We start from the raw sequence: 14,167 nt of genomic DNA, 5'->3' as shown, positions 1-14,167 counted from the left end.
GAACTAGGGATTTTGACTATGATACAGCAACTGTTTAAAGGTCGTTTTTCACTGCTGGCGATGGCGTTCGTCGCCCTGCTGGCGCTCGCCGGCTGCCAGAGCAAACCGCAGGGCCTGACGCCCGAGCAGGTTGCACTGCTGCAATCGCAGGGCTTCAAACTGACCGATAACGGCTGGGAGTTCGGCCTGTCGGATAAAGTACTGTTCGGCAACAATATCGGCAAGCTGAACCCGGAAAGCACCGAGACGGTGCAGAAGATGGGCCGTGCGCTGCTGAGCGTCGGCATCACCAAGTTCCGCCTGGACGGCCATACCGACAACTACGGTGAAGACAGCTACAACGACCAGCTATCCCTGCGCCGCGCCGATGCGGTGGCCGATCTGCTGGCCAGCGTCGGCATTCCGCGCGCCAATATCGAAACTCGCGGCATGGGCAAACGCGACCCCGTTGCCGATAACCGCACCTCCAGCGGCCGCGCGGAAAACCGCCGCGTCGCGATCGTCGTCACGCCATAAGCCACCAATATGCGCCTTTATCGGCGCATAAACGGTTATACTTAGCGATCGCTGAGCGATGTCTGGGATCCGAGATCGAAACGGGCTACACTCATGCCGCCAGACATCCTATAAATACTGATATAGAGAGGCTTAGAGCAACGTGGCTCAATACGTCTATACCATGCACCGCGTCGGCAAGGTAGTACCGCCGAAGCGTCATATTTTGAAAAACATCTCCCTGAGCTTCTTCCCTGGGGCAAAAATCGGCGTACTGGGCCTGAACGGCGCCGGTAAGTCCACCCTGCTGCGCATCATGGCCGGCATCGATACCGATATCGAAGGGGAAGCGCGCCCGCAACCGGGCATCAAGATCGGTTATCTGCCGCAGGAGCCGCAGCTTAACCTCGAACACACCGTGCGTGAATCGGTGGAAGAAGCGCTGGCGGAAGTGGTCGGCGCGCTGAAACGCCTGGACGAAGTGTACGCGCTGTACGCGGAAGAAGGCGCAGACTTCGACAAGCTGGCCGCCGAACAGGGCCGCCTGGAAGAGATCATTCAGGCGCACGACGGTCACAACCTCAACGCCCAACTGGAACGCGCCGCCGATGCGCTGCGCCTGCCGGACTGGGACGCCAAAATCGCCCACCTGTCCGGGGGTGAACGCCGCCGCGTCGCGCTGTGCCGCCTGCTGCTGGAAAAACCGGACATGCTGCTGCTGGACGAACCGACCAACCACCTGGACGCCGAGTCCGTGGCCTGGCTGGAACGCTTCCTGCACGACTTCGAAGGCACCGTGGTGGCGATCACCCACGACCGTTACTTCCTGGATAACGTGGCCGGCTGGATCCTCGAACTGGACCGCGGCGAAGGCATTCCGTGGGAAGGCAACTACTCGTCCTGGCTGGAGCAGAAAGACGCGCGTCTGGCGCAGGAAGCGTCCGCCGAAGCCGCTCGTCGCAAGTCGATCGAGAAAGAGCTGGAGTGGGTGCGTCAGGGTGCCAAAGGCCGTCAGTCCAAAGGCAAGGCCCGTTTGGCCCGCTTCGAAGAGCTGAACAACACCGAATACCAGAAACGTAACGAAACCAACGAACTGTTCATCCCACCTGGCGCACGCCTGGGCGATAAAGTGGTCGAAGTCAGCAACCTGCGCAAGTCCTACGGCGACCGCCTGCTGATCGATGACCTGTCGTTCTCGGTGCCGAAAGGGGCAATCGTCGGCATCATCGGCCCGAACGGCGCGGGTAAATCTACGCTGTTCCGCATGATGTCCGGTCAGGAGCAGCCTGATTCCGGCAGCATCGTGTTGGGCGATACCGTCAAGCTGGCGTCCGTCGATCAGTTCCGCGACAGCATGGACGGTTCGAAAACCGTGTGGGAAGAAGTCTCCGGCGGGCAGGACATCATGCGCATCGGCAACACCGAGATGCCGAGCCGTGCCTATGTCGGCCGCTTCAACTTCAAGGGCGTCGATCAGGGCAAACGCGTGGGCGAGCTGTCCGGCGGTGAGCGTGGCCGTCTGCACCTGGCCAAGCTGCTGCAGGTTGGCGGCAACGTGCTGCTGCTCGATGAACCGACCAACGACCTGGATATCGAAACCTTGCGCGCACTGGAAAACGCCCTGCTGGAATTCCCTGGCTGCGCCATGGTGATCTCGCACGACCGTTGGTTCCTCGACCGTATCGCCACCCACATCCTGGACTACCAGGACGAGGGCAAGGTGGAATTCTTCGAAGGCAACTTCACCGAGTACGAAGAGTACAAGAAGCGTACGCTGGGCGCCGACGCGCTCGAGCCGCACCGCATCAAGTACAAGAAGATCGCCAAGTAATACCCAAGGCGCCGCATGCGGCGCCTTTTTTTTACTCCCGCGCCAACTCGCGCGCGTAGTCGTCGAACGCCGGATGCTGCAGCACCACATCGATGAAACAGGCCAGCGCCGGGGAATTCAGCTTGCGGCTCGGGTAGACCAGATACAGCTCGTTCCCTTCCGCACGCCACGCCGGCAACACCTCCACCAACAGCTTCTGCGCCACCACCTCGCGGCTGAGAAACGCCGGCAGCAGCGTGATGCCGGCACCGGCAATGGCACATTCGCGTGCATACAGCAGGTTGTCGGTGGTGTGCGCCAGCGGCAGCTGCCAGCGGTAATAATCGTCGCCGCAGCGCAGGTTCCAGGCCGTCCAAGCCCGATGGGCGATGCAACGATGCTGCTGCAGTTGCTGTGGGTGTTCGATCGGCGGATGCTGCGCCAGATAGGATGGCGCAGCCAACAGATAGCGCGGCGCGTACCCGAGGCGGCGGCCGATCAGTGAAGAATCCTGCGGCTTGCCGGTACGCAGTGCGGCGTCGTAACCTTCCTGCACCAGATCCACCATGGCGTCGGACACCGACACCTCCAGCGAAACGTCCGGGTACTGGCGCTGAAAATCCGCCGCCAGCCGCGCCACCAGGGTTGCCCCTAGCCCGGCAGGCGTCGAGATGCGCAGGCGGCCGCTCGGGTTATCGCGCAGCCGCTGCAGCGCCAGATCGGCGCGTTCGGCGGCGGACATCATCGCCTGACAATGCTCCAGATAACGCTCACCGGCGAAGGTCAGGTTCAGCTGGCGCGTGGTGCGATTGAGCAATCGCAGCCCCAGCGTTTGTTCGAGCTGGCTGATACGCTGGCTGACGCTGGACTTCGGCAGCCCGACGCGCTGCGCGGCGGCGGTAAAACTGCCGCACTCCGCCACCAGCGCGAACAGCGCCATGTCCTGCAGCTGTTTGAATTCCATTGTTCACCTTAAACGAACACTCCGTTAGATATTGTCCATCTTATCACCCCACTGCTGCGGGTCTACACTGGAGGCATCATTTGAAAGGAGTACAATCATGTCGATAAAAGCCATTGCCGTAGACCCGCAGAACCCCGCCGGTTTCATCGAAATCTCACCGGAGATGCCGGTACCCGGTCAGTACGATCTGTTGGTGGAAGTGAAAGCGGCGTCGGTCAATCCGGTGGACACCAAAGTGCACGCCGGTCTGCAGAAAAGCGGCCTGCAGCAGCCACGCGTCCTTGGCTGGGACGCCAGCGGCATCGTGGTGGGCGTGGGCAGCAGCGTCAGCGGCTTCAAGCCCGGCGATGAAGTGTGGTACGCCGGCGACATCACCCGGCCCGGCAGCAACAGCAGCCACCAGCTGATCGACTCACGCATCGCCGCTCACAAACCGCGCAGCCTGAACTGGGCCGAGTCCGCCGCCATGCCGCTCACCGCCCTCACCGCCTGGGAAGCGCTGTTCGAACACCTGAACATTCAGGACGCGCCGGAGCACAAGACGCTGCTGATCATCGGCGGCGCCGGCGGTGTCGGCTCGCTGGCCATTCCGCTGGCCGCATTGCGCAGCAAGGTGAAAGTAATCGCTACCGCATCAAGACCGGAATCCGCCGCCTGGTGCCGTGAGCGCGGCGCCGATCTGGTGGTGGATTACCGCGATCTGAAGGACAACCTGGCGCAGCAGGGCATCGAGCAGGTGGATTACATCCTGTGTCTGAACGACACCGACGGCCACTGGCCGGCGATGGCCGAGCTTGTCGCGCCGCTCGGCCATATCTGCACCATCGTCGAGAACGCGCAGCCGTTGGATCAAAACGCGCTGAAGCTGAAAAGCGCCGCGCTGCACTGGGAGTTCATGTTCACCCGCAGCATGTTCACCACCCCGGACATCGCGCAACAGGGCAAGATCCTGCAGCAAGTGGCGCAGCTGCTGGACGAGGGCAAGCTGAGCACCACGCTGAGCGAAACCCTGCACGGGCTGTCGGTAGACACGCTGACCGCCGCACATCAACAGCTACTCGGCGGCCACATGCAAGGCAAGCTGGTTATCGCTTACTAAGTTCGCATCGCGGCGGCGTTCTGCGCCGCCGTTATTGCGGACGAACGAAACCTACGCACAGCGTTTGCTCATCGGCCTGCGGATCGGCGCGGAAGGTCAGCGTCTGCTGCCAGTCGAGGCGCAGTTTCGGCCAGTGGGCCAGCTCCCCGCCGAAATCGCTATGCGCGCAGTCTTCACCCAACCGCCCGAACAGGGCGACGCCGTGCTGCGCAATCTGCGGATAGCTGATGTTGACGTTGTAGATATTCGGCCGCGTATGATTGGACCAGCGCGTAATGGTCTGCGGCCGGGAACCGGCGTACACCGTCATCCACTGCGACAGGTATTCGCCGCCGACGTAGCGTAGGTCGACGCCATACCGCTCCTGCCACAGCCGCTCCACCCCGGCGCTGAACGCCTTGATACCCACCATTTTCTGGCCGGCGTTGCGCACGTTGCCCAGCATCACCGCGGCGTAACCCAGATAGACCGCCAGCGCCGCACACATCAGCCCAATGGTCGCCGCGCGCAGCGAACGCACCGGCGGCTGACGCACGCAACCGACCAGCAGCGCGGGCGCCAGCATGAAGAACGGCTGCAGCCATTCGGTCAGCCGGCCGCCGACGTTGAAAGAGAACCAGAAGGTAATGATGCCGAGCGGCAACAGGTAGACCCACAGCAACACCCGCATCGGCAAGGCCGATGGCCAGGCCAGCACCGCCCCGCTGCGCCGCAGGATCCCCCACAGCACCAGCGACGGATAAAACACCAGCAGCAGCGACTGCAGCATGTCGAGATTGAGCTGCATCTTGATCTGCGAATCCACCCACTTAAAGGCGGCAAAGTCGTGGTTCCACAACCAGAACACGTTCGGCAGCACCAGCGCCAACCAGATCGCCACCGCTAGATAGAACTGCGGCTGGCGGTAGCAGCGGCGGATCTGCGGTACGAACAGCGTCGACAGCGCCGCGAAATAGACGAAGGCGAAGGTCGAGTACTTCGCCATCATCGCCAGCCCGGCGGCCAATGCGAAGGCCGGCCACCAGTTGGCCGAACGCGAGATCGCCAGGTGGAAGAACAGCGCCATCCACGGCCACAGCATCACCAACAGGTAGTTGTCGTTGTAGGGAATGATGTCGAAATTGATGATGCCGGACAGGTTGAGCGTCAGCAGCGCCATCCAGGCCAGCGAGGTGCTGCCGCTCAGGCGGCGCGCCAATAGCCAGACGCCCAACATGCCGATGGCGATGGCGATGAAGTGGCCGCCGTACCAGTAAACGTTCAGCGGCAGCCACGAGAGCCCGATCGCCGGCTGCATCGCCGCACCGACCAACCAAGGATTTTTCGGTGAGCCCCACTCGCCGTTGAGGCCCCAGTTGAGCGCCTCAACGGCGTCGTAAGGCAGGGTAGGATCGAGATGAACGGTCAGCAGCGTCCAGGCTGCGGCATAGCAGACCAACCAGAGAGCGAGTAAGCGATAAGACATGACTTCTTCTGAGCGTTATTGTAAAGAAAATCTTAACTTAGTCGCTGTCGAATGAACCATGTTTAAACAAGCCGTTAAATGTGCGCCCGGGCGGCCGTTTCTGCCGCCGCGATCGCACATTACGCTAATTTCCCTCAGCCTGCGGCGTGGCGATGGGCGGGCGCATTCGCCAGCCGGCCGGCGTCCGCCGCCAGCAGTTGTTGCACCAGCTCGACGCAGCGCAGGAAGCGCTCTTCGTAATCGCTGGACTCAACGTGCACGTACTCGATGTTGTTGGCGCGCAGCATCTCCTCCAGCAGGCGCTGGAACGCCAGGCGATCGGCGCTGCTGCCGAGGCTGCGCAGGCCGTCCGCCACCCACGGCGTGTTGTTTTCCAGCAGGATCACCAGATCGAAACGGTATTCGTCGATCAGCGCCTGCACGAAGGGGTGTTCACGCCCTTCGTACTTTTTGCAAAACGCCTGCGTAGTCACGAAATCGGTATCGATAAACGCCACCTTGTTGGCATATTTGACTGCGAAGTCCACGTATTGCGCCTGCCCGAGGGCAATTTTGTCGTAGTCGGAGTACTGCAGCGCCATCTCGTCGCCGCCCAGGTGCGAAAACACGTAATCGCGGCCATATTCCCAGGCGCTGGTGGTGTTGAAGATGTTGGCCAGCTTGTTGACCAGCGTCGACTTGCCGCTCGACTCACCGCCGAGGATCGCCACGGTGCGCACGAAGAACGGCTTCACCTCGGTCGGGATGTAATCCCAATAGCGGAACGGATCCTGGCGGATCTGATTGCCGCTGATGTTCATGAACGACCGTTCGGGATCGACCAAAATGGTTTCGATGCCCAGATGCTCGCGGTAGCGCGGCGCATCCTGCGCTTCGCTGGAATAGATGAAGCTCGGCACGATGCCCTTCTGTTCCATAAAGGCCTTCATGCCGTCGCTCCACACGTTCCAGCCGTGCGGGTACGGTTCGATGCCCTGCTCGTCGAACGAGTGGATATGGATGTTTTTCTGGTACTTGAAGGTCTGCAGCAGCCAGCGCAGGCGATCGCTGACCGTCGGCTGTTGCGACATCGAACTGTTCTCGAACAGCTCGCGGTCGCGCGGTTCGTCGTGGCACAAAATAACGTGCAACTCGTCCACCTGGCTGCAGGCGCGCTGGATCAGATAGATGTGGCCGGTGTGCAGCGGGTAAAATTTACCAAACACTACGCCGACTTTAACCTCTTTGCGCGGGAACTCCAGCCCGAGAAAACGGTGCAGCGCCTCGAGCTTTTGCGCGCTCGGGCTTTTGATTTTGTCGTTCAACAGCTGGCTCAGATAGCCCTTGGTCATGCCGCTGGCATCCGCCACCTGCTGCAGAGTACAACCCTTTTGCTTGATGGACGTCTTCAGGTAATCAAATTGCGGCATGGCCACCTCCGTTTAATATGCTAAACAAAATAGCATATCTTGCTCGCCGTCGGCGACATTAATAAAACTCTTCCAGCACGTCCAGCGCGTCCGCCAGCTTCTTGACCCCGAACACCTGCATGTTGGCCGGCGGCTTCTTCGGCATATTGCCGTGCGGCACGATGGCGCGCTTGAAGCCGTGCTTGGCCGCTTCGGAGATGCGCTCCTGGCCGCTCGGCACCGGGCGAATCTCCCCCGCCAACCCCACTTCGCCGAACACCACCAGATCGTTCGGCAGCGGCCGATCGCGCAGGCTCGAGACCAGCGACATCAGCAGCGCCAGATCGGCGCTGGTCTCGCTGACCTTCACCCCGCCGACCACGTTGACGAACACGTCCTGATCCGACATCTGCAGCCCGCCGTGCCGGTGCAGCACCGCCAGCAGGATCGCCAACCGGTTCTGCTCCAGGCCCACCGCCACGCGGCGCGGGTTGGACATCATCGAGTGATCCACCAGCGCCTGGATCTCCACCAGCAGCGGCCGGGTGCCTTCCCACACCACCATCACCGAGCTGCCGGAAGTGACTTCATCGCCGCGGCTAAGGAAGATCGCCGAAGGGTTGCTGACTTCGCGCAGCCCCTGTTCGGTCATGGCGAACACGCCCAGCTCGTTGACCGCGCCGAAGCGGTTCTTGTGGCTGCGCAGGGTACGGAAGCGGGAATCGGCGTCGCCGTCCAGCAGCACCGAACAGTCAATGCAGTGTTCCAGCACTTTTGGCCCGGCCAGCGAGCCATCTTTGGTGACGTGCCCGACCATCACGATCGCCACGCCGCGCGTCTTGGCGAAGCGCGTCAGATAGGCGGCGGTTTCCCGCACCTGCGCCACGCTGCCCGGCGAAGACTGAATGTCCGCCATGTGCATCACCTGAATCGAGTCGATCACCATCAGCTTCGGCTGCTCCTGCTCGGCGATCAGGCAGATCTGCTCGATGCTGGTTTCCGACAGCATGTTCAGGCCGCCGGTCGGCAGCCCCAAACGGTGAGCGCGCATCGCCACCTGCTGCAGCGACTCCTCGCCGGTGACGTACAGGGTTTTCATCTGTTCAGACAGTTTGCACAGCACCTGCAGCAACAGGGTGCTCTTGCCGGCGCCGGGGTTGCCGCCGATCAGAATGGCGCTGCCGGGCACCACGCCACCGCCCAACACGCGGTCGAACTCGAGAAAGCCGGTGGTAAAGCGCGGCAGCGCCTCAAGGCTGATTTCCGACAGCTTCTGTACTTTGCTGACGCCGGCGTCGCCGGCATAGCCGCTGAGGCGATCGTTGCGCGCCGCGGCCGGCGACGCGGCCAAACGCACTTCCGTGATGGTGTTCCAGGCATGACAGGCGCTGCACTGCCCCTGCCAACGCGGATAGTCCGCCCCGCACTCATTGCACACAAATGCCCGTTTTGCCGCTTTTGCCACGTCTTACCTCAATCTTTCGTTATCGCACTTCGTGTTTCAGGCTGCCGGTGAGAATACACAGCACGCCCATCAGATCCGCATGCCGGATCGCCACCTGCGCTTTTTCATACACTTTCGGCTTGGCGTGGTAGGCGATGCCCAACCCCGCCGCCTGCATCATTTTCAAATCGTTGGCGCCGTCGCCGATGGCCACGGTCTGCGCCAGCGGGATCTCCAGCTTCTCCGCCAGCCGCAGCAGCGTATCTGCTTTGAACTGTGCGTCCACCACTGGCCCCAACACTTCGCCGGTCAGCTTGCCGTCGCGGATCTCCAGCTCGTTGGCCGCCGCCGCCACCAGCCGCAGCCGGTTGCGCAGGTATTCGGCGTAGTAGGTGAAACCGCCGGAGGCGATCGCCACATGCCAGCCCATCGCCTGCAGCTTACCCACCAGGCTGGTCAGCCCCGGCATCAACGGCAGTTCGTCGCGCACCTGCTTGAGGATATTGGCGTCAGCCCCTTTCAGCGTGCCGACGCGCTGGCGCAGGCTGGCGGTAAAATCCAGTTCGCCGCGCATCGCGCGTTCGGTGACTTCCGCCACCTGCTCGCCGACGCCCGCCAGCTTGGCGATCTCATCAATGCACTCGATCTCGATCGCCGTCGAATCCATATCCATCACCAGCAGCCCCGGCGTGCGCAGGTGCGGGATTTTGCCGAGCGGCGCCACATCCAGCCCGCTCTCCGCCGCCAGCAGCTTGGCGCGCGGCGTCAAGGTTCCCGCCAGCCGCACCACCTGATAATCGTCCACGCCCCAGGCGGTGACGATCACCATCGCCGCGCCCAGCTTGCGTTGGAATTGAGTAATGCGCGCCTTGTCCAGCTTTCTGCCATATAACAGCCACCCGGTATTACCCGCCCGGTAGTCCAGCGGCATCACTTCGTCGCCGCTGAGCGAAAGGGGAAGACCCGGCCATTGAGAGATCTCCGCCGGAAGATCGCAATAGGTCAGACTGTTTGACATCATTGACTCCTGAATGGACAAAAACGCTGCATGATAAAACGACGCATCAAGCTATCCTATCGCCAGCGGTTCTGGCAACATAAAGTGTCCCCGATGCCCAAGGAACCTGCATGGCTCGCGCTAAACTGAAATTTCGCCTGCACCGCACCGCTATTATCCTGATTTGCCTGGCTTTGCTGGTGCTGCTGATGCAGGGCGCCTCTTATTTTAGCCTGAGTCACCAAATGGCGCGATCCGAGCAGGTGGAAGAGCTGGCGCAGACGCTGACCAAACAGGTCGCCTACAGCCTGGCGCCGCTGCTGGACGACGACGGCAACACCCCGCGCATCGACGCCATCCTCAAGCAGCTCACCGATCACAGCCGCATTCTCGACGTCAGCGTGTATCAGCAGGATGGCACGCTGGTCTCCCACGCCGGGGAACAGATAAGTATACGCGATCGCCTGTCGCTCGACGGCAAGCGCGCCGGCAGCTATTTCAACCACCAGTTGGTCGAATCCATTCAGGGCAAAGACGGCCCGATCGGCTTTATCCGCATCACCCTCGACACCCACGTGCTGGCGACTGAATCCAAGCAGGTGGACAACACCACCAACCTGCTGCGCCTGATGATCCTGCTGGCGCTGGCGATCGGCATCATTCTGGCGCGCACCCTGCTGCAACACCGCCGCAGCCGCTGGCAGCAGTCGCCGTACCTGTTGACCGCCAACACGCCGTTGGCAGAAGGCAATACGGTGGAAGACGACGAAGAGGATGCGCCGGAGACAAAGCAGGAAGCGCCGAAGAAGGAATAACTCAGGCCAGGCGTTGAATGCGCTCGTGCCGTTTTCTTGTCCTTTCGGTGAATAGATTGTCCGTAACAACGGGATCCACAACCAATTGAAAGGTAAAGCGTTAGCCAAAAATGGCCGTGCGGAATGAATAGATTGACAGGCGGGCGCCATGACGACGCCCGCCGCGGTATTACGCTTTGTCGCCCAGCAGCACGGATTCCAGCGCGATAACGATCATTTCGTTAAAGGTGGTCTGGCGTTCCGCCGCCGTGGTCGCTTCGTGACGCAGGATGTGGTCGGACACGGTGCAGATGGTCAGTGCCTTACAGCCGAACTCTTCGTACAGCTCCGCCGCCACGCCGTAGATGCCGGCCGCTTCCATTTCCACGCCCAGGATGCCGTACTTCTTCATCACCTGGAACATGTCCGGATCCGGGGTGTAGAACAGGTCGGCGGAGAAGATGTTGCCCACGCGCGCCGGGATGCCCTGCGCCGCCGCCGCGTCGACCGCGTTGCGCACCATGTCGAAGTCGGCGATCGCCGCGTAGTCGTTGTCCTTGAAGCGCAGACGGTTCACCTTGGAGTCGGTGCACGCGCCCATGCCGATCACCACGTCGCGCAGTTTGATATCGTCACGCACCGCGCCGCAGGAACCGACGCGAATGATCTTCTTCACGCCGAATTCGGCAATCAGCTCGCGCGCATAGATGGAGCAGGACGGGATGCCCATACCGTGGCCCATCACGGAGATGCGGCGGCCTTTGTAGGTGCCGGTGAAGCCCAACATGCCGCGCACGTTGTTCACTTCCACCGCGCCTTCCAGGAAGGTTTCGGCGATGTATTTTGCGCGCAGCGGGTCGCCCGGCATCAGTACTACGTCAGCGAAATCACCCATCTCAGCATTAATGTGCGGCGTAGCCATAATTTTCTTCCTTTAGAAATCTTATTTAATAAAAACGTCAAGCATCTAAGCCTTGAATGTCGAGTTGCAGCCAGGCAGCTAGCGGGTGAATCCCCAGGAGCTTACTTGAGTAAGCGACTGGGGTTCACGCGTGAAGCTAACAACGCTACGGCTTGAAAGACAGGGCTTAGAACAGGGTCTTACCGTAATCCATCGGCGACAGGCCAAAGTAATTGGCGACGGTCTGGCCGATGTCGGCGAAGGTCTCGCGGTGGCCCAGCGAGCCCGGTTTCACTTTCGGGCCGTAAACCAGCACCGGGATGTGCTCGCGGGTGTGGTCGGTGCCCGGCCAGGTTGGGTCGCAGCCGTGGTCGGCGGTGAAGATGATGATGTCTTCGTCTTTCACCAGCTTCAGCAGCTCCGGCAGGCGGCGGTCGAACAGCTCCAGCGCGGCGGCGTAGCCCGCCACGTCGCGGCGGTGGCCGTAAGAGGAGTCGAAGTCCACGAAGTTGGTGAACACAATGGTGTTATCGCCGGCCTTTTCCATTTCAATCAGGGTCGCGTCAAACAGCGCATCGATGCCGGTCGCCTTCACCTTCTTGGTGATGCCAACGTTGGCGTAGATGTCGGCGATTTTACCGATCGACACCACTTCGCCGCCCTTCTCGTCCACCAGCTTTTTCAGCACGGTCGGCGCCGGCGGCTCTACCGCCAGATCGTGACGGTTGCCGGTGCGCTGGAAGTGGCCCGGCTTATCGCCGACGAACGGACGGGCGATCACGCGACCGATGTTGTAACCGCCTTCGGTCAGCTCTTCACGCGCAATTTCGCACAGCTCATACAGACGATCCAGGCCGAAGGTTTCTTCATGGCAGGCGATCTGGAACACCGAGTCAGCGGATGTGTAGAAAATCGGCTTGCCGGTTTTCATGTGCTCTTCGCCCAGCTGATCGAGGATCACGGTGCCGGATGAGTGGCAGTTGCCCAGGTAGCCCGGCAGCTTGGCGCGTTCGACCAGTTTGTCCAGCAGCGCCTGCGGGAAGCTGTTGTGCTCGTCCTTGAAGTAACCCCAGTCGAACAGCACCGGCACGCCGGCGATTTCCCAGTGGCCCGACGGCGTGTCTTTACCGGAAGAGAGTTCGCTGGCGTAAGCGTAAGCACCGATGATATCGGCGTTGCGATCCAGCCCCTGCGGGAAGTTGCCGGTGGACTCTTCCGCCGCTTTGCCAAGGCCCAGACGGCTCAGGTTAGGCAGCGTCAGAGGGCCCTGGCGGCCCACGTTGGCCTCACCACGCGCGCAAACTTCGGCAATATGGCCCAGGGTGTCAGAACCCCGATCGCCAAAACGTTCGGCGTCTTCGCTGGCACCGATACCGAAGGAGTCCAATACCATAATAAATGTACGTTTCATCTGTGCTCTCCTGCGTGTTCTCACGCTTTGGACGGCCGCGAAAAAGCCGCGGTCGTTCCTGATTCTTGGGTTATTCCGTGATGCGCTTATACACCACCGGCGTCGCTTCCGGCGCCTTGTCGCTCAGCGTCATTGCGCTGCGCACCGCATCGGCCGCCAGCTGCCAGCTCTCTTCATCGTTGGCGTGGATCATCGCCAGCGGTTGCTGGGTATCCACCTTATCGCCCAGGCGCGCCACCTCGGTCAGGCCAACGCTGTAGTCGATGGCGTCGCTTGCCCGGCGACGGCCGCCGCCCAGCGACACCACCGCCATACCCAGCGCACGGGTATCCATGGCGCTGATGATGCCCGGCTTTTCAGCATACACCGGCTTGCTCAGCGTTGCCGCCGGCAGATAGCTATCATAACGTTCGACGAAGTCTATCGGCCCTTGCTGCGCCGCCACCATGCGGCCAAACACCTCAGCCGCTTTGCCGTTGTCCAGCACCGCCTGCAGTTTGGCGCGCGCATCGGCCTCGTCTTGCGCCAGGCCGCCGGACAGCAGCATCTCCACGCACAACGCCAGCGTCACTTCCAGCAGGCGCGGGTTGCGGTATTCGCCGGTCAGGAAGCGCACCGCTTCGCGCACTTCCACCGCGTTACCGGCGCTGGAAGCCAGCACCTGATTCATGTCGGTCAGCAGCGCGGTGGTCTTGCAGCCCGCGCCGTTGGCCACGCCGACGATCGCCTGCGCCAAATCTTGCGACAGGGCATAGGTCGGCATAAAGGCGCCCGAGCCCACCTTCACGTCCATCACCAGCGCATCCAGCCCTTCCGCCAGCTTCTTGGCCAGAATGGAGGCGGTGATCAGCGGGATCGAATCCACGGTGGCGGTGATATCGCGGGTGGCGTAGAAACGTTTGTCCGCCGGCGCCAGCGAGCTGGTCTGGCCGATGATCGCCACGCCGACGTCCTGAATAATTTTGCGGAAGGCGTTATCGTCCGGGAAAATATTGAAGCCCGGAATGGCTTCCAGCTTGTCCAGCGTGCCGCCGGTATGCCCCAGGCCGCGGCCGGAGATCATCGGCACATAGCCGCCGCAGGCCGCCACCATCGGGCCGAGCATCAGCGAGGTCACGTCGCCCACGCCGCCGGTCGAATGCTTGTCGACGATAGGGCCGTTCAGCGCCAGGCTCTTCCAGTCCAGCACGGTGCCGGAATCGCGCATCGCCATGGTAAGCGCCACGCGTTCCGGCATGCTCATGTCATGGAAATAAATGGTCATCGCCAGCGCGGCGATCTGCCCTTCCGACACCACGTTGTCGCGAATGCCGTTGATGAAGAAGCGGATTTCCGCTTCGCTTAACGGCTGGCCGTCGCGTTTCTTACGAATAATTTCTTGAGCCAGGAACAAGGCATC

12 protein-coding genes are annotated in these 14,167 nt (G+C 61.6%); 4 read left to right on the top strand and 8 right to left on the bottom strand.

Annotated elements, in window-relative coordinates; translation table 11 throughout:
* Positions 1–18: 18 nt before the first annotated feature.
* A complete protein-coding gene (locus tag WA302_RS20655) occupies positions 19–516 on the top strand; it encodes an OmpA family protein (protein ID WP_016929155.1) in 498 nt (165 codons plus the stop codon).
* 142 nt (positions 517–658) lie between these two features.
* Entirely contained in the window at positions 659–2,326 is a 1,668-nt protein-coding gene (gene ettA, locus WA302_RS20650) for an energy-dependent translational throttle protein EttA (protein ID WP_025159620.1), read from the top strand.
* A 31-nt stretch (positions 2,327–2,357) separates the two neighbouring features.
* Here ettA and WA302_RS20645 read toward each other — a convergent pair whose 3' ends face one another.
* Entirely contained in the window at positions 2,358–3,269 is a 912-nt protein-coding gene (locus tag WA302_RS20645; RefSeq protein ID WP_025305222.1) for a LysR family transcriptional regulator, read from the bottom strand.
* A 97-nt stretch (positions 3,270–3,366) separates the two neighbouring features.
* On the opposite strand from WA302_RS20645, the gene WA302_RS20640 reads away from it, so the two are divergent.
* Positions 3,367–4,368, top strand: coding sequence for a zinc-binding alcohol dehydrogenase family protein (locus WA302_RS20640; protein ID WP_089181656.1), 1,002 nt, complete (start codon positions 3,367–3,369; stop codon positions 4,366–4,368).
* A gap of 31 nt (positions 4,369–4,399) precedes the next feature.
* Here the strand turns inward: WA302_RS20640 and WA302_RS20635 are convergent, their stop codons facing one another.
* The 4 genes from WA302_RS20635 to serB all read right to left on the bottom strand — a co-directional run bounded on the left by WA302_RS20635 (position 4,400) and on the right by serB (position 9,683).
* Positions 4,400–5,833 (bottom strand): glycosyltransferase family 39 protein, encoded by a 1,434-nt coding sequence (locus tag WA302_RS20635; RefSeq protein WP_049207236.1) that lies wholly within the window; start codon positions 5,831–5,833, stop codon positions 4,400–4,402.
* A gap of 134 nt (positions 5,834–5,967) precedes the next feature.
* A complete protein-coding gene (gene nadR / locus WA302_RS20630; protein WP_025305219.1) occupies positions 5,968–7,242 on the bottom strand; it encodes a multifunctional transcriptional regulator/nicotinamide-nucleotide adenylyltransferase/ribosylnicotinamide kinase NadR in 1,275 nt (424 codons plus the stop codon).
* A 58-nt stretch (positions 7,243–7,300) separates the two neighbouring features.
* Positions 7,301–8,686, bottom strand: a complete 1,386-nt coding sequence (radA, locus tag WA302_RS20625; protein WP_025159617.1) for a DNA repair protein RadA — start codon at positions 8,684–8,686, stop codon at positions 7,301–7,303.
* A gap of 19 nt (positions 8,687–8,705) precedes the next feature.
* Positions 8,706–9,683 carry a phosphoserine phosphatase gene (gene serB, locus WA302_RS20620; RefSeq protein WP_016929162.1) on the bottom strand — a complete coding sequence of 326 codons (978 nt, stop codon included), beginning with the start codon at positions 9,681–9,683 and terminating at the stop codon, positions 8,706–8,708.
* A gap of 110 nt (positions 9,684–9,793) precedes the next feature.
* Here serB and WA302_RS20615 point away from each other — a divergent pair, with 110 nt between their 5' ends.
* Positions 9,794–10,477, top strand: a complete 684-nt coding sequence (locus tag WA302_RS20615) for a YtjB family periplasmic protein (protein WP_025305217.1) — start codon at positions 9,794–9,796, stop codon at positions 10,475–10,477.
* A gap of 169 nt (positions 10,478–10,646) precedes the next feature.
* On the opposite strand, the gene deoD is transcribed toward WA302_RS20615, so the two are convergent.
* From deoD to deoA, 3 genes are all read right to left on the bottom strand, one after another.
* Positions 10,647–11,378 carry a purine-nucleoside phosphorylase gene (deoD, locus tag WA302_RS20610; protein ID WP_004933059.1) on the bottom strand — a complete coding sequence of 244 codons (732 nt, stop codon included), beginning with the start codon at positions 11,376–11,378 and terminating at the stop codon, positions 10,647–10,649.
* 166 nt (positions 11,379–11,544) lie between these two features.
* Positions 11,545–12,768: a phosphopentomutase gene (gene deoB / locus WA302_RS20605; RefSeq protein ID WP_043136044.1), complete on the bottom strand. Its 1,224-nt coding sequence runs from the start codon at positions 12,766–12,768 to the stop codon at positions 11,545–11,547.
* 70 nt (positions 12,769–12,838) lie between these two features.
* Positions 12,839–14,161: a thymidine phosphorylase gene (deoA, locus tag WA302_RS20600; RefSeq protein ID WP_043136047.1), complete on the bottom strand. Its 1,323-nt coding sequence runs from the start codon at positions 14,159–14,161 to the stop codon at positions 12,839–12,841.
* Positions 14,162–14,167: the final 6 nt, after the last annotated feature.

It is taken from the genome of Serratia sp. 201, from assembly GCF_037027545.1.
Classification (GTDB): domain Bacteria; phylum Pseudomonadota; class Gammaproteobacteria; order Enterobacterales; family Enterobacteriaceae; genus Serratia; species Serratia bockelmannii.
Note: the sequence above shows the minus strand (reverse complement) of the source record. Positions and strands in the feature narration are given on the sequence as shown.